An 18,585-nucleotide genomic window follows, 5' to 3' on the forward strand; every position below is an offset into this window, starting at 1 on the left:
CATGGCGGAGCGGCACCAGCCACGCATCCTGACGATCCCGGCGGGCCTTCCCTTCCTGAAAACGCTGGCGACGACGCTTTGCGACGGCCGGCTGACGCCGCTCTTCCGGCACGAGCCCGACGATCCGCTGTCTCTCGCCGGGGTGACGATCTATCTGCCGACCCGGCGCGCGGTACGCGTGCTGCGATCGGAATTCGTCGACCTGCTCGGCGGCCGCTCGGCCATCCTCCCCGTCATCCGTCCCCTCGGCGAAACCGATGACGACAGCGGCTATTTCGACGAGGCGCTGCCGGCGACAATCGATCTCGCCCAGCCGCTGTCGAATACCGCCCGCCTGCTGGAGCTTGCGCGCCTTATCCTCGCCTGGCGCAACAAGCTGCCGGAAATCGTCCGCCACATTCATTCGGATTCGCCGCTCGTTGCGCCTGCAAGCCCGGCCGATGCGATCTGGCTTGCCCGCAACCTTGCGGAGCTGATCGATTCCATCGAAACCGAAGATCTCGACTGGTCGGAGCTGTCGAAACTCGACACCGGCGACTATGCCGCCTGGTGGCAGCTGACGGCGGAATTCCTGCAGATCGCCAGCGCATTCTGGCCGGAGCGGCTTTCCGAGCTCGGCAAGTCCTCGCCGGCGCGGCACAGGAACGCTATCCTCCGGGCCGAAGCACACAGGATTTCGACGATGACGCCCACGGGGCCGATCATCATTGCCGGTTCGACGGGCTCCGTTCCCGCCACGGCCGATCTCATCGCCGCCGTCGCCAATCTGCCCGAAGGCGTGATCGTGCTGCCGGGCCTTGATCTCTCCATGCCGGACAGGCACTGGCCGATGGTCGCGCCGGAACCGGCGCCCGGCCAACACGTAAACCCAGCAAGCCGCAGCCATCCGCAATATGGCCTGTCGTTCCTGCTCAAGCGCCTGAAGCTCACGCGCGCCGACATCGCGCTTCTCGACAGGCCGGAAGCCGATCTCGACCGGCGCGCAGAAATCCTGTCACGCGCACTCAGCCCAGCCGAGGCGACCAGCGACTGGGGGGCATGGAAAAACGATCTGCCTGACGGCGCCCTGTCCTCGGCCTTCGCCGATGTGTCGCTGATCGAAGCCGCCAACGAGCGCGAGGAAGCGACCGCGATTGCCATTGCGCTCCGGCTGGCGCTGGAAAGGCCTGGGCAGGACGGCGAAAGCCGGGCGGCACTCATCACGCCGGACCGCAATCTCGCCCGCCGGGTAATGGCGGAGCTTTCCCGCTTCGGCATCCTGGCCGACGATTCGGCCGGCACGCCGCTTTCCGCCACGCCGCAGGGCACCCTGCTGCAATTGCTCTTGGAGGCGTCGCTGCGGCCGGGCGATCCGGTGGCGATCGTTTCGCTGCTCAAACATCCCCTCGCCCGTTTCGGGCTCGAACGCGACGCGTTGATTTCGGCCACCGAGGCGCTCGAGCTGCTGGCGCTGCGCGGCGGCGTGGCGGAGGTCGACATCAGCACGCTCGAGCCGCTGCTCACCCATCAGCTTGCCGAACAGGCCCTGGACAGGCACGCGCCGCAATGGCGAAAGACGCTTGGCCCCGAAGCAGCCGATGCCGCATACGGGCTTGCGCGCCGGGTTCAACAGGCGACCGCGCCGCTCGCTTCGGCGCTGCTGCGGCACCGGCCGGAAGATCGCGGCGGGACGGCGAGTTTTCCCTTGTCCGAATGGGCGGAGCGCACCGGCCGCTCCCTCGAAGCCGTCGCCGCTGATCCGCAAGGCAATCTCGCCGATCTCTGGTCGAGCGAAGCGGGAGACGCGCTCGCAGCGCTGCTTAGCGAAGTGATCGATACGGACGGCCAGATGGAGGTCGACGGGCCGCAATGGATCGATATCATGGCGGCGCTCGCCGCCGGCCATGCGGTGAAGCCGCGGGCGCTCAGCCATCCCAGGCTCTTCATCTTCGGGACGCTGGAAGCCCGCCTGCAGAGCGTCGACACGCTGATCCTCGGCGGCCTGAACGAGGGTTCCTGGCCGGGACAGACCGCCAACAATCCCTTCATTCCCAGGATGATGAAGACCGAAATCGGGCTGGAGCCGCCGGAACGGCGCATCGGCCAGCTGGCGCACGATTTCGAGATGGCGAACGGCACGCGCCATCTGATCTACTCGCGCGCACTGCGCCAGGGCTCGACGCCGACTGTCGGCTCACGCTGGCTGCAGCGGCTCTTGGCGCTCGGCGGAGAGGCTTTCGAAGCGGAGTTGAAGGGACGCGGCAACCGATACCTGCAATGGGCCGGTCTCATCGATCGGGGAGAGGCCCAGGCACCGGCACAGCGCCCCTCACCAAAGCCGCCGCTCGAGCTACAGCCGAAATCCTATTCCTTCAGCGAAGTCGGCCGGCTGCGCCGCGATCCCTATTCCATCTATGCCCGCCGTGTTCTGCGGCTCGACCCGGTCGATCCGTTCAATCGTGATCCGGGAGCGGCCGAACGCGGCACGCTCTACCACAAGATCATCGACCGCTTCATCCGTGAGGCCCATATCGCCGGCACGCCGGATGCGGCAGCGGCGATGGAGCGCATCCTTTCCGAGCTCTTCGACATGGAGCAGCTGCCGCCGCATATCGATGCGGTGTGGCGACCGCGCTTCCGCGAGGTGGCCCGGGCCTTCCTCGAATGGGAGGCCGGACGGCGGCCCGGCATCCGCAAGACGCTGACGGAAGTGCGGGGCGGCGTCGAACTGGAGGCGATCAATATCCGGCTCAACGGTGTCGCGGACCGCATCGACGTCACCGGACCGAACGCTGCCGATATCATCGACTACAAGACCGGCTACAATCCCTCGCCGGCACAGGCGCGCGCGCTTCTCGATCCGCAGCTTGCACTCGAAGCGGCGGCGCTGAGCGCCGGCGCTTTCCGCGATGCCGGCAGCCTCGTGCCGCAGGACCTGCTCTATGTCCGGCTGCGCCCGGGACGGCGCTTCCAGGTCGATACCGTCAATAACGAGAGCTCGGCGCGCAGCGACAAGGCAAAATCAGCGATGGATCTCGCCGAGGAATCGATCGATCAGCTGGTCAAATTCGTGGGATTGCTGCAATCCGGCGAGAAGGGCTTCACCTCGCGGCTCATTCCGGCGCAGCAATTCGATTTCGGCGGCGACTACGATCATCTCGCCCGTGTTTCCGAATGGTCGACGGCCGAGACCGAGGAAGGCGGCGGCGATGAATGATGTGACCGACCTTCCCGACGACGACGATCCGGGCGCCTGGATCGGTTGGACGACGATCCAGCAGGCCATCGCATCCGATCCGGTGCGCTCGGCATGGGTTTCGGCCAATGCCGGTTCCGGCAAGACGCATGTTCTGACACAGCGCGTCATCCGGCTTCTGCTCGCCGGGGCGCGGCCTTCGGCCATTCTCTGCCTCACCTATACCAAGGCTGCGGCTTCCGAAATGTCGAACCGCGTCTTCGAACGGCTGGCCGAATGGGTGGTGCTCGACGATGAAGATCTCAGCCGGCGGATCGGCCAGATCGAGGGCACGGCACCCGACAGGATCAAACTTGCCGAGGCCCGGCGGCTGTTTGCCAAGGCGCTGGAGACGCCGGGCGGGTTGAAGATCCAGACGATCCACGCCTTTTGCGAGGCGCTGCTGCATCAGTTCCCGCTGGAGGCCAATGTCGCCGGACATTTCTCGGTTCTCGACGATCGCGCGGCCGCCGCACTGCTTTCCGATGCGCGTCGGGCACTGCTGACGGCAACCGCGCCGGCGCAAGACCGCGCGCTTGCCGAGGCATTTGCCTATGTGCTCAATCTCGGCGACGAATCCGGTCTCGAGAACCTGCTCGGCGACATCGTTGCCAATCGTAATGCCATTCGCCGTTTCACCGCGGCGGCCGACCAGCATGGCGGTGTTGAGCTGGTGCTGCGCAAAAGGCTCGGCCTTGCATCAGACGACACGGAAAGAGGGATCGCGGCGCAATATTGGCCGCTGCCCGGGCTTTCCGGCAGCACGCTGGAACTTTACCTCTCGCTTGCCGACCACAAGGGGGGCGCAAAGGCACAGGACGTTGCCTACGGCCTCCGGCTCGCCGGACGGGAGCGCGATGATGCAAGACGCGCCGAAATGCTCGAAAAGATCTTCCTGACGGCGGCAAAGGGCGAGCCGAAGGCGGATTCGCAATTCCTCGTCAAAGCCATGCTCGCCGAAGCGCCTGAATTGGCTGACGCCATCGCCGCTGCCCGCGCGCATGTTGCGGCAAGCCGCGACCGGTTGAAGCTCATGCGGATGTACGGCGCCACGCATGCAGCACTCGTGCTCGCCGACCGGCTGAACCAGGACTACGAGGAGCTGAAGAAGCAGCGCAGCCAGCTCGATTTCGAGGACCTGATCACCCGCACCGCCGATCTCCTGACGAAAAGCGGCGTCGGGCCCTGGATTCACTACAAGCTCGACCGCGGCATCGACCATATCCTGGTCGACGAGGCGCAGGACACCAGCCCGATCCAGTGGAGCGTCATTCAGTCGCTCGCCGAAGATTTCTTCTCCGGCGAAAGCGCCCGGCCGATCGTGCGCACGCTCTTTGCCGTCGGTGACGAAAAGCAGTCGATCTATTCCTTCCAGGGCGCGCGGCCCGAGCGTTTCTCCGAAGAGAGCGACCGGACCCGGCGGCGTGTTTCCGACAGCGGGCAGAGCTTTTCCTCCGTTCGGCTGCCGCTCTCCTTCCGCTCGACGGCCGACGTGCTCGAAGCCGTCGACCACATTTTCAAAGAGCCGGACAATGCACGCGGCCTCAGCGCGCTCGGCGAACCGGTCGTGCATCGTTCGAGCCGCATCGGGCATCCCGGCGCCGTCGATTTCTGGGAAATGGTGGCACCGGAAGCGGTGGTGAAGGAGGAGGACTGGACCGCGCCCTTCGACGCGACGCCGGAAAGCGCGCCGGCAGCCATCCTGGCGCGGCGGATCGCCCATTCGATCGGAACGCTCGTCGGCCGCGAGACGATCGTCGAAAAGGGCAAGGAGCGGCTGATCGAAGCCGGCGACATCCTCGTGCTGGTGCGCAAGCGTGACGCTTTCGTCAATGCCCTGACGCGCGCGCTGAAGCGCCGCGGCGACATCCCCGTCGCCGGCGCCGACAGGCTGGTGCTGACCAGCCATATCGCCGTACAGGATCTGCTGGCGCTCGGCCGTTTCCTACTTCTGCCGGAGGACGATCTCTCGCTCGCCGCCGTGCTCAAGAGCCCGCTTTTCGATCTTTCCGAGGAGGACGTCTTTTCGATCGCCGCGCTGCGTGGCGACAATGAGAGCGTCTGGAGCCATCTCAGGAAATTCGCCGCAGACGGCACCGAACGTTTCCGGACCGCGGTCGAAAAGCTCGAACTGTTCCTGCGGCAATCCAGGAGCCTGTCGGTTCATGATTTCTACGCGCGGGTGCTGGGCAGCCACGGCGGGCGGCGGCAATTTCTGGCGCGTCTCGGCACCGAGGTCAGCGATATTCTCGATGAATTCCTGACCTTTACCCTCGACCACGAGAGTTCCGGCCTTCCCGGGCTGCAATCCTTCATCTCTACCCTGGAGCTCGAGGCGCCCGAGGTGAAGCGCGAGCAGGACAAGGGGCGCAACGAGGTGCGGATCATGACCGTGCATGCCTCGAAGGGCCTCGAAGCGCCGATCGTTTTCCTCGTCGACGGCGGCTCCAAGGCTTTCACGCATACCCATATGCCGAAACTTCGGCTGATCGAATCGCCGTCCGGCGAGCCGCCGATGCCTGTCTGGGTTCCCGTTTCCGACCTTGCCAATTCACTGACGCAGAGCGATGCGGCGCGTGTGCAGAGACTGGCGGAAGAAGAATATCGCCGGCTGCTCTATGTCGCCATGACGCGCGCCGCCGACCGCTTGGTCGTCTGCGGCTATCGCGGGGTGCGGGAGAACAACGACACCTGGCACAAGATGATCTCGACGGCGCTGCGTGAAGATCATCCCTATGTCGAGGCGGCGGCGTTCTCCGGCCCCGATGGCGAATGGCAGGGCACCAGATGGCGCGTGCCGCGGGTGGACCGCAGCTTCGAGCGTCTCGACCGCAGCCAACACCACGAAAGCCAGGAAGCCCTGCCGGACGGCCTGTTGCGTCCGTTGCCGCCGCAGGCCGAGCTGCCCCGGCCACTCAGCCCTTCCGGCGCGGGGACGATCGTCGACGAAGACGAAGGCGGCCTGCTCATCACTTCACCGCTGTTCGGCGAGAAGGAGCGCAGCGATCGTTCGCTGGAGAAAGGCAGGCTGATCCACCGTATGCTGCAGGCGCTTCCCGATATTCCGGCCGGCGAACGGCCCGATGCCGCGCAGCGCTATGGCGAACGGGCGGCCCGGTTCTGGCCGGAGGCCGAGCGGCGCAAGCTCATCGATTCGGTTCTGAAACTATTAAACGAGGAGGGCCTGCAGCCGGTCCTCGGCCGGGAGGCGCGGCCCGAGGTCTCGATCATGGGCACGTTGACGCTCGACGGCAGACGCTATGCCGTTTCCGGCCGTATCGACCGGCTCGCCGTGCTTGCCGATCGTGTCGTCATTCTCGACTACAAGACCAACCGGGTGCCGCCGGCGACCGAGGAGGCGATCCCTTTTGCGCATAAGGCCCAGCTCGCGATCTATCGCGAGATCCTGGCGCCGCTCTATCCCGGCAAGCGCATCGACTGCATGCTCGTCTATACCGAGAATGCGTCGCTCTACACGCTGAGCGAAAAGGCGCTCGGTTTGGCGCTTGCAGGACTCAAGACAAAGTGAAATACCGGACATTGAAATTTCGGCACCGCACCATCACATGTGGTTCAACACTTGAGTTAAAGGAGCAGCCCATGGCTACCGTGAAAGTCGATATCAATAACTTCCAGTCGGAAGTTCTGGAATCCGCAGAACCCGTCGTCGTCGATTTCTGGGCTGAATGGTGCGGCCCGTGCAAGATGATTGCTCCGAGCCTCGAAGAAATCGCCGTCGAGATGGAAGGCAAGGTCAAGGTCGCCAAGCTCAATATCGATGAGAACCCGGAACTCGCCGCCCAGTTCGGCGTGCGCTCCATTCCGACACTTGCGATCTTCAAGGGCGGCGAAGTGGCCGATATCTCGGTCGGCGCCAAGCCGAAGACGGCTCTTTCGAACTGGATTTCGAACGCCGCCTGATTGGTATCGCCTACATGAAAAAAGCCCGGCTTCGACCGGGCTTTTTTCATTTTACATTTCTTCACTTCGCCCGCTTCACTTCGGCGGCGTGCCGTTGTCGGCAAGCACATCGCCGACGAGATAGAGGGAACCGCCGATCAGGATGCGCGGCGGCAGCGCCTCGGGGTCGAGGGCGGATTTTATCGCTTCCAGCGCATCGCCGACCGTCGACATCGGTTCGGCGACCAGGCCGGCATCATAGGCGGCATTCGACAGGATCACCGGGTCGATCACCGCATCGCTGCCGCGGATCGGCACGCAGAAAACCTTCTCGACCAGGCCCGCGAAGGCCTTAAAATATCCGATCGGATCCTTGGTGTTGATCATGCCGGTGATCAGGAACAGCGGCCGTGGCTGGCGCTCTTCGAAATTGGCCATGGCTTCGGCGATCACCTCGCCGGCGCCGGGATTGTGCCCGCCATCGACCCAGATCTCGGCGCCGGCGGGCGCCTGCTGCATCAGGCGGCCCTCGCTCAGGCGCTGCAGCCGGCCCGGCCATTCCACCAAATTCATCGCCTTTTCCATCATCGTCTCGGTGACGGTGAAGCCAGCTGCCTTGACGGCGCGGATGGCGGCGGCAGCATTGGCATATTGATGGCGGCCGGGAAGGCGCGGCAGCGGCAGATCGGCAAGCCCATACTCGTCCTGATAGACGAGCCGGCCATATTCCTCGTGCGCCATGAAATCCTGCCCGAAGACCGCACTCGGGCAATGCAGCCGCTCGGCCGTCGACATCAGCACATCGAGGGCGGCGTCATATTCCTGATGGCCGATGACGACCGGCAGTCCCGGCTTCATGATGCCGGCCTTTTCGGCGGCGATCAGTTCGACCCTGTCGCCGAGATAGGGCTGGTGATCCAGCGAGATCGGCATGATGACCGAGACGGCCGGATCGGAAATGACATTGGTGGCGTCGAAACGGCCGCCGAGGCCGACTTCGATGATCGCGGCATCGGCCGGATGTTCGGAAAATAGGATGAAGGTGACTGCCGTCAGAATTTCGAAGACGGTGATGTGCTGCCCGGCATTGGCATCGGCCACGCGTCGCAGGGCCTCGGCAAAGACGGCGTCATCGACAAGCTGCCCGCGTCCGCCCGCTACGCCGATGCGATAACGCTCGTGCCAATTGACGAGATGCGGTGAGGTGTGGACGTGAGCGCTATAGCCGCCGGCTTCGAGCAAGGCGCGGCAGAAGGCGGTGACCGACCCTTTGCCGTTGGTGCCGGCGACATGAATCACCGGCGGTAATTTCTTGTGCGGATTGCCGAGCACATCGAGAAGACGGGTGATGCGATCAAGAGACAGATCGAACCCCTTGGGATGCAATCCCATGAGTTTTTCGATCTCTTGCGCTGCCTCACTCACCGCGGTTTGGCCTCTGGGTATCATTTCGGCACCCCGCCCGTTTGCCTGATATCAGGCGCTCGCCGCCAGGGCGATCGCTCCGCGAGTCACGTCGTTGGCTGCCGAGACGGGCTTCTTCGTCAGGATCTTCAGAAGACGCGCCAGCGTTTCCGGAATGTCGTGACGCTTAACGACCATGTCGACCATACCATGTTCCAGCAGATATTCGGAGGTCTGGAAGCCCTCAGGCAGTTTTTCACGCAGCGTCTGCTCGATCACCCGCTTGCCGGCAAAGCCGATTTCTGCGCCGGGCTCGGCCAGATGGATATCGCCGAGCATGGCATAGGAGGCCGTGACGCCGCCCGTCGTCGGATTGGTCAGTACGACGACATAAGGCTGGCCGGATTCCTTGAGCAGATCGACGGCAACGGTCGTGCGCGGCAACTGCATCAGCGAGAGAATGCCTTCCTGCATGCGCGCGCCGCCGGAAGCGGGGAACATCACCAGCGGGCATTTTTCCGACGTCGCACGTTCGAAAGCCTTGACGATCGCCTCGCCGGCAGCAATGCCGAGCGAACCGCCGATGAAGTTGAACTCGTGCACGACGGCAACGAGTTTCAGGCCCTGCACCTTTCCGAGGCCGGCGAGGATCGTGTCCTCCTGCTCGGTCTTCAGGCGGCTGTCGCGGAGACGATCGCTATATTTCTTCGAATCGCGGAACTTCAGCGGATCCTGGACGACCTTCGGCTGCGGCAGCGCTTCGTATTCACCGTTGTCGAAAAGATCGGCAAGGCGAGCCTTGGCCGGCATCTTCATGTGATAACCGGATGCCGGAATCACCCATTTGTTGGATTCCAGGTCCTTATGGAAGACCATCTCGCCCGTTTCCGGGCACTTGATCCAGAGGTTCTCCGGCACTTCGCGACGGCCCAGCATGGAATTGATCCGCGGGCGAACGTAGTTGGTGATCCAGTTCAACTCGAATTCTCCTGATTGACTAAAGCGCGTCACGATCTTTCAGATCGGTTTCCACGCTTTAGATCTTTGTTTTCCCGCAGTCGTTGCCGCAAAACCGCTGCACACTTTTGCGCGACATGCTCTAATACCAATGTGGGGAAATTATTCGGCAGCAACAAGGCGCGCCGAACGTGTTCCCGAGGAAAGGCCGCGCACTAGCGTTGCGACTGCCTGAACCGTATCTGCCGTGGCCTTCCCGTCTTTCGTCAAGCTGGTCGCGACCTGATTGACGATGGCGGTGCCGACGACGACGCCGTCGGCCGAACCGCCGATGACCTTCGCATGCTCCGCCGTCTTGACGCCGAAGCCGACGCAGACAGGCAGCTCCGTATGCTGCTTGATGCGCTGGACTGCGCCCGACACCAGCGACGGATCGGGCAGCGCCGAGCCGGTGATGCCGTTCATCGAGACGTAATAGACGAAGCCGGAGGTGTTCTTCAACACGGCCGGCAGGCGCTTCTCGTCGGTGGTCGGCGTCGCCAGGCGGATGAAATTGATACCCTTGCGGATTGCCGGAATGCAGAGTTCGTCATCCATCTCCGGCGGCAGGTCGACGACGATCAGGCCGTCGATACCGGCGGCGATCGCGTCATCGAGGAATTTTTCGACGCCGTAGATGTAGATCGGATTGTAATAGCCCATCATGACGATCGGCGTCGCATCGTTGGTCTTGCGGAAATCGGCCGCCAGCTGCAGCGTTTTCTTCAGCGTCTGGCCGCCTTTCAGCGCGCGCTGGCCGGCCAGCTGGATCGCCGGTCCATCGGCCATCGGATCGGAAAAGGGCATGCCGAGCTCGATAATGTCGGAGCCCGCTTCCGGCAGCGCCTTCATGATGCCGAGAGACGTATCGTAATCAGGATCGCCGCCCATGAAATAGGTCACAAGCGCCGGACGGCCCTCGGCCTTCAGCTCGGCAAAGCGTTTGTCCATGCGTGCGGTCATGTCTTACAGTCCCATTCCCAGAATCTTGCCGACGGTGAAGATATCCTTGTCGCCGCGGCCGGAGAGGTTCATCAGGATGATCTCGTCCTTGCCCATCTTCGGCGCGCGCTTGATGACCTCGGCAATCGCATGCGCGGCCTCGAGCGCCGGGATGATGCCTTCGAGACGGGTCAGAGTCTGGAACGCCTCGAGCGCTTCGTGGTCCATGATCGGCACGTAATCGACGCGGCCGATATCGCTCAGCCAGGAATGTTCGGGGCCGATGCCGGGATAATCGAGACCGGCTGAAATCGAGTGGCCTTCCTTGATCTGGCCGTCGCCATCCTGCAGCAGATAGGTACGGTTGCCGTGCAGCACGCCAGGCGAACCGGCGGTGATCGAAGCGCAATGTTCGTCGCCCTGCAGGCCCTTGCCGCCGGCTTCGACGCCGACGATCTTCACGGAGGAATCGTCGAGGAAGGGGTGGAAGATGCCGATCGCATTCGAGCCACCGCCAACGGCAGCGACGACGAGATCCGGCAGGCGGCCCTCAGCGGCCAGCATCTGCTCTTTCGCTTCCGTGCCGATCACCGACTGGAAGTCGCGGACCATCTCCGGATAGGGATGCGGGCCGGCCGCCGTTCCGATCAGGTAATAGGTATCCTCGACATTGGTGACCCAGTCGCGGAGCGCCTCGTTCATGGCGTCCTTCAGCGTGCCGCTGCCTGCCGTCACCGGCTTCACTTCCGCGCCGAGCAGCTTCATGCGGAAAACGTTCGGCGCCTGACGTTCGACATCGGTCGCGCCCATGTAGACGACGCAGGGAAGACCGAAGCGGGCGGCAACAGTCGCCGAGGCTACGCCATGCTGGCCAGCGCCGGTTTCGGCGATGATCCGCGTCTTGCCCATGCGCTTGGCAAGCAGGATCTGGCCGATGCAGTTGTTGATCTTGTGGGAACCGGTGTGGTTCAGCTCTTCGCGCTTGAAATAGATCTTCGCGCCGCCAAGCTCGGCCGTCAGCCGTTCGGCGAAATAAAGCGGGCTCGGGCGGCCGATATAATGGGCACCGAGATGCTTCAATTCCGCCTGGAATGCCGGATCGCTCTTTGCCTTGTTCCATTCATCCTGCAGATCGAGGATCAAAGGCATCAACGTTTCGGCAACGAAACGACCGCCATAGATGCCGAAACGGCCATCTTCATCGGGGCCGGAACGGAAGGAATTCGGTTTAAGCGTTTCGTTCACTCTCAACTCCCTGAGGCCATGACAGGCGTATCCGCCTTTTCGACCGCATCGAAAAATTCATCGATCATCGCGACGCTCTTCACGCCGGGCGCGCTTTCGACGCCCGAGGAAACGTCGATACCACGTGTCTTGGTGGCCGATAGCGCGTCCGCGACATTGTCCTTGTTCAGCCCGCCGGAAAGCATGTAGTCGATGCTGCCGTCGAGCCAGCTCAAAAGGCTCCAGTCGAAGGAAATCCCGTTGCCGCCGGGCAGTTCCGAACCTTTCGGCGCTTTCGCGTCGAAGAGGAAACGGTCGGCGATGCCGATATAGGCTTCGACGCGTTTCAGATCATCGGCCGTGCGCACGGAAAAGACTTTCATGACCGGCAGGCCATAGAGCGCCTTGATCGTCAGCACATGTTCGGGGCTCTCGTTGCCATGAAGCTGCAGAATATCCGGCTTCAACAGCGATACGATCTCGTCCAGCTCGTCATTGGTGGGATCGACGACGACGGCGACGATCTTCGCCTTGCCGCGGGCGGGTTCGGCAAGTTTTGCCGCAATATCCGGTTCGACGTAACGCGGGCTCTTTTCGAAGAAGATAAAACCGATATGGGTCGCGCCGCGTTTCAGCGCACGATCGATCGCTTCGGGCGTCTTCAAGCCACAGATCTTGATATCGGGTTTCATGGCAGCGAAGTGACACGAAATGCGGCAAGAGTCGAGCCAATTTGCGTGGAACGCTGCATTTAGCGGACGCTCAGCTAATCGAAATCAATGGCGTGCAATTGGCTACCGTGCCGCTTCAGCCAGGATTTCGCGTCCTCCATGCCGGGGCAAAGCTTCTTGCAAAGCGCCCAGAAACGAGGCCCGTGGTTCATCTCCTTGAGATGGGCAACTTCGTGGGCGGCGAGATAATCGATCACCGAAGGCGGCGCCATGACGATACGCCAGGAAAAGCTCAAGTTTCCTTCCGACGAGCAGGAGCCCCACCGGCTGCGGGTATCCTTCATCGAGATCGACCGTATCGGCGACCGTATCGTTGCGGCATGCATCGTCGCCAGTCGTTCGAGATCGGCCCGCGCCTCCTTCTTGAGGAAGGCCGCGATGCGCCGCCCGACATGCTCGGGCATGCCGCTGACGCGCAGCACGGGGCCGCCGTCCACAGAGACCACCTCCGTCAAGCCGCGCAGGCTGCCGGTGTGCTCGATACGATGGGAAACGCCGCGCAGGAGGATCTTGCCGCCATCGCTTAAGCCCGTATCGGTCGAAAACTTCGCAAGCCTGGTGAGCAGCCATCCCTGGTGCCGATCGAGGAAGGCATTGACCTCACGCGCCGCAAGGCCTCTCGGCACTGTCATCTTCAAGGCCCGCCCGCCCGGCTCGATGCGCAGCGTGATGCGCGTCGCCTGGTCATGCTGCTTGATGGTCAGGGGCATGAGCCGGCCGGCGACGTCAAGCGTCCGCGTTTCGGGCGGAGCCGGCTTTCGCGCCTTTGGCCGTGTCTTCAGAAGCGGAAACATGGGAGTTTTCTATACGATTCGCCGGGGAATCTAAACGATTGCCGGGTAGGCAGGCATGGAAAAACCGGCATCGGTGAGATGCCGGTCATCACTTCATTGCTTGAGCCTTCACGGCGTCTGGAACTCCGGGACCGGGCCATTGTCGTCGCGCTTGGCGCTCTTGCGGTCACGCATGAAGCGGTCAAACTCTTCCTGGTCCTTGGCGCGGCGGAGTTCACGCAGATATTCGTCGAATTCCTCGCGCATTTCGTCAAGCTTGCGGCGCTCTTCCTCGATCCGGTCGAGCTCGGCCTTGCGCCAGTCGTCGAAAGCGACGTTGCCGGTCGAGAAATGCGGGCGATGACGGCCATGCGAACGGCGGCAGGAGGCGAAGAAGCCATCGGTCGCCTGATTGACGTCGCGCTTGAAGCCGCGCAGACGATCGCCGAAGATGATATAGGCAAGCATGGCCAGACCCAGAGGCCAGAAAACCATGAAGCCGAGAATCATCAGGGCAATGGTAGCCGGAGTCCAATCCGGTCGAAGCAATGCTGACTGGTTCATCGTGCGGTATCCTTGCTTTCCGCGCCCGGCAAGATGCCGAACGCTGAAATCGATGTGGTTACCGCAAGAACCGCCTTCAAGGCGATTGCCCGCGAAATCGGACAAGGCCTTGAATCGCCTTTTCTAATTCAGCTGCCGCTCATTCAGGCGGTCCGGCCGCCCTTGATGACCCGCTGAACCGGGTTTTTGACGGCGGAACGGGAATGCTGGCGGACGAAGCTGACGATGCGCGGCGCAATCTCACGGCGGAACCGGGAACCGTTGAAAACGCCGTAGTGACCGACATCCGGCTGAAGATAATGCATGCGCATATCTTCGGGGATGTTCACGCAAATGGTCTGCGCCGCCTTGGTCTGGCCGACGCCCGAAATGTCGTCGTTCTCGCCTTCGACGGTCAGAAGCGCCACCTTGCGGATCGCTGCGGGATCGACGCGCTTGCCGCGATGCATCAATTCACCCTTCGGCAGGGAGTGCTTGATGAAGACCTCCTCCACCGTCTGCAGGTAGAATTCGGCGGTCAGATCCATGACGGCGAGATATTCGTCGTAGAAATCGCGGTGTTTTTCCGGCTCGCCGTCGTTCTTCACGAGATGCATGAAGAATTCCTTGTGGGCGACCAAATGGCGATCGAGATTCATCGACATGAACCCGGAAAGCTGCAGGAAGCCCGGATAGACGGGACGCATGAAGCCCGGCTGCGGCCAGGGCACGTTCATGACGACATTGTCGGAGAACCACTGCAGCGAGCGTTCCTGGGCAAGCTTGTTGACCGCCGTCGGATTGATGCGCGTATCGATCGGGCCGCCCATCAGCGTCATCGACGAGGGAGACAGCGGATCGTTGGCTTCTTCCATCACGGCAGCCGCCGCTAGCACCGGAACGGACGGCTGACAGACGGCGATGACATGGGTGTCATGACCGAGGAAATGCAGCATCTCGATGACGTAGTCGACATAATCGTCGAAATCGAACCTGCCTTCCGTCATCGGCACCATGCGGGCGTCGATCCAATCGGTGATGTAGACATCAGCGCTCGGCAGCAGCGCTTCGACCGTGCCGCGCAAGAGCGTCGCATAGTGGCCGGACATCGGCGCGACGATCAGGATACGGGGATCGCTGGCCCGGCCGGGCGGAACGTTCCGCGCGAAATGGAGGAGATTGCAGAAGGATCTCGACCAGACGACCTCTTCGCGGACGGAAACCGTCTGGTCGCCGATCGTCGTCTGCTTCAACCCGAATTCCGGCTTTCCATAGCGGCGTGTCGTGCGCTCGAACATTTCGAGGCTTGCCGCCATCGTCCGGCCGAAGGGTGTATGGGAGAACGGGTTCAGCGGATTGGCATAGGCAAATCGCATAATGTCCGCTGCGGCACGAAAAGGCGCCATAGCGGCATGATTCAATTCATAAAGCTGATAGAACATAAACGGCGCCACCTTTCTCTATCGAAAAGATGACGTCGATTGGTAGACGTCGAATCTTTCCGCACGCTGGCCCAAAACGCAGACTAACAGGTTTTTGTTGCACAGCAACATGAACGAGTCGGACCTGCACAAGAAATGCCAGAGAGTTGATCTCTGGCATACCATACGACTGAAAACTTAAGGTTCAGCGCAAAAGGCGTCCTTAACGATCCGCAACGAAGGTCTGCTTCTGGCTGCCGAGGCCTTCGATGCCGAGTTCGACGACATCGCCGTCCTTGAGATAACGCGGCGGCTTCATGCCCATGCCGACACCCGGAGGTGTTCCCGTCGAGATGACGTCGCCGGGATGGAGCGACATGAACTGGCTGAGATAGGAAACGATGTGGGCGACGCCGTAGACCATGGTCTTGGAAGAGCCGTTCTGCATCGTCTGACCGTTGACCTTCAGCCACATGCCGAGGTTTTGCGGATCGGCGATCTCGTCCTTGGTGACCAGCCAGGGGCCGATCGGCCCGAAGGTGTCGCAGGACTTGCCCTTGGTCCACTGGCCGGCGCGTTCCGTCTGGAAAGCGCGCTCGGACACGTCATGCGACACGCAGTAGCCGGCGACATAGTCGAGTGCATCGGCTTCGCTGACATATTTCGCCGTCTTGCCGATGACGACGCCAAGCTCGACTTCCCAATCGGTCTTTTCCGAGCCGCGCGGAATGAGAACGGTGTCGTTCGGACCAACGATCGCTGAGGTCGCCTTCATGAAGATGACAGGCTCGGGCGGCACGGTGGCGCCGGTTTCGGCGGCGTGGTCGGAGAAATTCAGGCCGATGCAGATGAATTTGCCCGTGCCGGTGACGCATGCGCCGATGCGCTCGGGGGCAAGCTCCGGAAGACTCTTCGGATCGATCGTCGCTATCTTTGCCAGGCCCGCCGGCGAAATCGCCTCACCGCCGATATCGGCGACGTGACCGGAGAGATCGCGGATCTTGCCATCGGCATCGAGAAGCGCGGGTTTTTCGCGACCTGCTTCGCCAACACGCATCAGCTTCATGGAATTCCTCCTCATCGAAAACGGATTTGCAACCACCTATGAACGAATTATTCATCGGTGTCATTACGGCTTTGACGAGAAGCGGTACGGCCTTCTAGAAAATTTCGGAGAGATCCGGGCCGGCGGGCACGATTTTCGTCGGATTGAGGCTTTCAACCGAATAATAGCCGCGCTTGATGTGATCGAGATTCACGGTTTCGGCAACGCCCGGCCAATCCAGTATGCGCCGACAGAAAGCGCGCAGATTGGCATAATCCGAAAGCCGGCGCAGATTGCATTTGAAGATGCCATGATAGGCAACATCGAAGCGCACCAGCGTCACGAAAAGCCGGATATCGCTTTCCGTGGGATGATCGGCAAAAAGGAAGGGCCGGCCTTCGAATTGCGGTTCGACCCAATCGAGGCACGAGAAGACATCGGCGAAGGCTTCCTCATAGGCGATCTGCGTGGTGGCAAAACCGGCGCGATAGACCCCGTTGTTGAGGGCGGGATAGATGCGGTCGTTGAAAGCATCGATCTCGGCGCGTCTCTCGATGGGATAAAGATCGATCGGATTTTTCGCGAGCGCGCCGAAGCCGCCGTTCAGCATGCGCAGGATGTCAGAGGATTCATTGTTGACGATCGTCTGCCTCCGCTTGTCCCAGAGAACCGGCACGGTGGCGCGGCCGGTAAAATCCGGCGCCGCCCTGGTATAGATTTCGTGCATATAGGTGGCGCCGTTGAGGTGATCCTGCGTGGCGCCGGGATAGTCGCCGAAGCGCCAGCCCTGCTTGCTCAATTGCGGCTCGACGACGGAAACCGAGATCACGTCTTCCAGGCCCTTGAGCTTGCGGCCGATCAAAGCGCGCGACGCCCAGGGACAGATATAGGCGACATAGAGATGGTAACGGCCGGCGCCGGCTTCGAAACCGCCCTCGCCCGTCGGCCCGGCGCTGCCATCCGGCGTCACCCAGTTGCGGAAGCTGGAGATTTGCCTGACAAAGCCGCCCTTTTCATCTTTTGCCTGAACGGGCTGCCAGTCTTCCATCCATTTTCCGTTCACCAGCATGCGCAACTCTCCAACCGATTGACTGAAGCGGTTCATACCCCGCTTCCGCGCGTGCGTAAGGCCGCTTTTATGGAGACAGTGCGTCCACCCAGCTGCGACGACGCTGCGCTTGCCAAGCCGGCGAAGCAGGAAATATGACTGCGCTGCAGTCCAAGATAAGATGGAGTTCGAAATGCACCTCTCCAAGGCCGTCGTTCGCACCGAACATGCGAGCCGCTATCTCCAGCAGCTCTGCAAACACTGGAGCCACAAGTTCAGCGTCGAGTTCGATCCGCATAAGGGCCGAGTGCCGTTCAGCGATACGGCCGAGGTGACGTTTACCGCCGACGATGCGGCGCTGACCATGGCGCTTTCCGTCGCCGATCCCGCTCAGCAGGCAAGGATGCAGGGCGTCGTCGACGATCATCTGAAGCGTTTTGCCTTCCGCGAGGAGCTCGACATCGTCTGGACCGACTAATCGCAACGATTTTATGCCCCCAACCCCGGAACAAGCATGACCAAGAGCAATAGCCGCGAATCCCAATATCCGATCGATCCGATGTTTCTCGACCGCTGGTCGCCCCGCGCCTTTACCGGCGAGATCATCGAGGAGGCACAGCTGCTCAGCCTGCTCGACGCCGCCCATTGGGCGCCGTCTTCGTCCAACCAGCAGCCCTGGCGCTTCATCTATGCCCTCAAGGGCTCGGAGCATTGGGAGAAATTCGTCGCACTGCTCGTTGATGCCAATCAGGAATGGGCGAAGAACGCGTCGGCGCTGATCTTCGTCGTGTCGCGCAGCTTCACCGGTGCTGCCGGCTCCGGCGAGGAAAAGCCGAGCTATACCCATTCCTTCGATGCTGGTGCGGCCTGGGGATATCTGGCGCTGCAAGCGCGCCTGTCCGGCTTCTATGCCCATGGCATGGGCGGCATCAAACATGAAGACATCAGAAAGACGTTCGATATCCCAGAGGGTTACCGGGTTGAGGCGGGCGTTGCCATCGGCCGCCTGGCCGATAAGAGCGTTCTTTCCGAACGCAACCAGGCGCGTGAGGTCCCGAGCCAGCGTAAGCCGCTCTCCGAACTCGCCTTCAACGGCCGTTTCGTCGCAAACTGAGAAAGCCAGACAAAAGAAAACCCCGCCGTTCGAGGTGAACTGACCCCCGAAAGTTGGACACCCAACTTCGGGGGTTTTGCATGTCCAAATACAGCACGTCGTTCAAGCAGAGTGTTGTGGAGTTTTACAGCGGCGGCAAGCGTAGCGTGCGTGAGGTGAGTGCGCATTTTGGGGTCGACCATTCGACGGTGCGCAACTGGGTGGCGATGCACGCGGCGCATGGAGTTTAC

Annotated in this window: 16 protein-coding genes; 6 read left to right on the plus strand and 10 right to left on the minus strand. The window is 62.0% G+C overall.

The window, feature by feature from the left end; genetic code table 11:
• Window position 1 precedes the first annotated feature (1 nt).
• The 3 genes from addB (at window position 2) to trxA (ending at window position 7,135) form a co-directional block, all read left to right on the plus strand.
• A complete protein-coding gene (addB, locus tag QD408_RS24595) occupies window positions 2-3,196 on the plus strand; it encodes a double-strand break repair protein AddB (protein WP_414141092.1) in 3,195 nt (1,064 codons plus the stop codon).
• Window positions 3,189-6,743: a double-strand break repair helicase AddA gene (gene addA / locus QD408_RS24600; RefSeq protein WP_414141093.1), complete on the plus strand. Its 3,555-nt coding sequence runs from the start codon at window positions 3,189-3,191 to the stop codon at window positions 6,741-6,743. The genes addB and addA overlap by 8 nt, the downstream gene beginning before the upstream one ends.
• Window positions 6,744-6,814: 71 nt before the next feature.
• Window positions 6,815-7,135, plus strand: coding sequence for a thioredoxin (gene trxA, locus QD408_RS24605; protein WP_008528748.1), 321 nt, complete (start codon window positions 6,815-6,817; stop codon window positions 7,133-7,135).
• A gap of 75 nt (window positions 7,136-7,210) precedes the next feature.
• Here trxA and QD408_RS24610 read toward each other — a convergent pair whose 3' ends face one another.
• From QD408_RS24610 to QD408_RS24655, 10 genes are all read right to left on the minus strand, one after another.
• Window positions 7,211-8,563, minus strand: a complete 1,353-nt coding sequence (locus QD408_RS24610) for a bifunctional folylpolyglutamate synthase/dihydrofolate synthase (protein ID WP_414141094.1) — start codon at window positions 8,561-8,563, stop codon at window positions 7,211-7,213.
• A gap of 27 nt (window positions 8,564-8,590) precedes the next feature.
• Entirely contained in the window at window positions 8,591-9,496 is a 906-nt protein-coding gene (gene accD, locus QD408_RS24615) for an acetyl-CoA carboxylase, carboxyltransferase subunit beta (protein ID WP_088683032.1), read from the minus strand.
• A 141-nt stretch (window positions 9,497-9,637) separates the two neighbouring features.
• On the minus strand, window positions 9,638-10,477 hold the full coding sequence (gene trpA / locus QD408_RS24620) for a tryptophan synthase subunit alpha (RefSeq protein WP_039617059.1): 840 nt from the start codon (window positions 10,475-10,477) through the stop codon (window positions 9,638-9,640).
• 3 nt (window positions 10,478-10,480) lie between these two features.
• A complete protein-coding gene (trpB, locus tag QD408_RS24625; protein WP_088683033.1) occupies window positions 10,481-11,701 on the minus strand; it encodes a tryptophan synthase subunit beta in 1,221 nt (406 codons plus the stop codon).
• Window positions 11,702-11,703: 2 nt separating this feature from the next.
• A complete protein-coding gene (locus QD408_RS24630; RefSeq protein ID WP_088683034.1) occupies window positions 11,704-12,372 on the minus strand; it encodes a phosphoribosylanthranilate isomerase in 669 nt (222 codons plus the stop codon).
• Between the two features lie 74 nt (window positions 12,373-12,446).
• Entirely contained in the window at window positions 12,447-13,205 is a 759-nt protein-coding gene (locus QD408_RS24635) for a M48 family metallopeptidase (RefSeq protein ID WP_414141095.1), read from the minus strand.
• Window positions 13,206-13,313: 108 nt separating this feature from the next.
• Window positions 13,314-13,748, minus strand: coding sequence for a DUF2852 domain-containing protein (locus QD408_RS24640; protein WP_414141096.1), 435 nt, complete (start codon window positions 13,746-13,748; stop codon window positions 13,314-13,316).
• A gap of 143 nt (window positions 13,749-13,891) precedes the next feature.
• A complete protein-coding gene (locus QD408_RS24645) occupies window positions 13,892-15,169 on the minus strand; it encodes a polyhydroxyalkanoate depolymerase (protein ID WP_414141097.1) in 1,278 nt (425 codons plus the stop codon).
• A 202-nt stretch (window positions 15,170-15,371) separates the two neighbouring features.
• On the minus strand, window positions 15,372-16,214 hold the full coding sequence (locus QD408_RS24650) for a fumarylacetoacetate hydrolase family protein (RefSeq protein WP_414141098.1): 843 nt from the start codon (window positions 16,212-16,214) through the stop codon (window positions 15,372-15,374).
• Between the two features lie 94 nt (window positions 16,215-16,308).
• Entirely contained in the window at window positions 16,309-17,262 is a 954-nt protein-coding gene (locus QD408_RS24655) for a glutathione S-transferase family protein (RefSeq protein ID WP_414141101.1), read from the minus strand.
• A gap of 172 nt (window positions 17,263-17,434) precedes the next feature.
• Between QD408_RS24655 and QD408_RS24660 the strand changes: the two genes are divergently transcribed.
• From QD408_RS24660 to QD408_RS24670, 3 genes are all read left to right on the plus strand, one after another.
• On the plus strand, window positions 17,435-17,719 hold the full coding sequence (locus tag QD408_RS24660) for a DUF2218 domain-containing protein (protein WP_088683063.1): 285 nt from the start codon (window positions 17,435-17,437) through the stop codon (window positions 17,717-17,719).
• A gap of 36 nt (window positions 17,720-17,755) precedes the next feature.
• Window positions 17,756-18,355: a nitroreductase family protein gene (locus QD408_RS24665; RefSeq protein ID WP_414141100.1), complete on the plus strand. Its 600-nt coding sequence runs from the start codon at window positions 17,756-17,758 to the stop codon at window positions 18,353-18,355.
• Between the two features lie 80 nt (window positions 18,356-18,435).
• Window positions 18,436-18,585: transposase (locus QD408_RS24670; RefSeq protein ID WP_414141102.1), on the plus strand; the 150-nt coding region annotated here is incomplete at its 3' end.

It is taken from the genome of Rhizobium sp. BR 249 (assembly GCF_047445895.1).
Taxonomy (GTDB): Bacteria; Pseudomonadota; Alphaproteobacteria; order Rhizobiales; family Rhizobiaceae; genus Rhizobium.

Bases quoted from the DNA above. Each gene is read 5' to 3' on its own strand.
- addB (WP_414141092.1), top strand. From the start codon at position 2: ATGGCGGAGCGGCACCAGCCACGCATCCTGACGATCCCGGCGGGCCTT.
- addA (WP_414141093.1), top strand. From the start codon at position 3,189: ATGAATGATGTGACCGACCTTCCCGACGACGACGATCCGGGCGCCTGG.
- trxA (WP_008528748.1), top strand. From the start codon at position 6,815: ATGGCTACCGTGAAAGTCGATATCAATAACTTCCAGTCGGAAGTTCTG.
- QD408_RS24610 (WP_414141094.1), bottom strand. From the start codon at position 8,563: ATGATACCCAGAGGCCAAACCGCGGTGAGTGAGGCAGCGCAAGAGATC.
- trpA (WP_039617059.1), bottom strand. From the start codon at position 10,477: ATGACCGCACGCATGGACAAACGCTTTGCCGAGCTGAAGGCCGAGGGC.
- QD408_RS24630 (WP_088683034.1), bottom strand. From the start codon at position 12,372: ATGAAACCCGATATCAAGATCTGTGGCTTGAAGACGCCCGAAGCGATC.
- QD408_RS24635 (WP_414141095.1), bottom strand. From the start codon at position 13,205: ATGTTTCCGCTTCTGAAGACACGGCCAAAGGCGCGAAAGCCGGCTCCG.
- QD408_RS24640 (WP_414141096.1), bottom strand. From the start codon at position 13,748: ATGAACCAGTCAGCATTGCTTCGACCGGATTGGACTCCGGCTACCATT.
- QD408_RS24645 (WP_414141097.1), bottom strand. From the start codon at position 15,169: ATGTTCTATCAGCTTTATGAATTGAATCATGCCGCTATGGCGCCTTTT.
- QD408_RS24650 (WP_414141098.1), bottom strand. From the start codon at position 16,214: ATGAAGCTGATGCGTGTTGGCGAAGCAGGTCGCGAAAAACCCGCGCTT.
- QD408_RS24655 (WP_414141101.1), bottom strand. From the start codon at position 17,262: ATGCTGGTGAACGGAAAATGGATGGAAGACTGGCAGCCCGTTCAGGCA.
- QD408_RS24660 (WP_088683063.1), top strand. From the start codon at position 17,435: ATGCACCTCTCCAAGGCCGTCGTTCGCACCGAACATGCGAGCCGCTAT.
- QD408_RS24665 (WP_414141100.1), top strand. From the start codon at position 17,756: ATGACCAAGAGCAATAGCCGCGAATCCCAATATCCGATCGATCCGATG.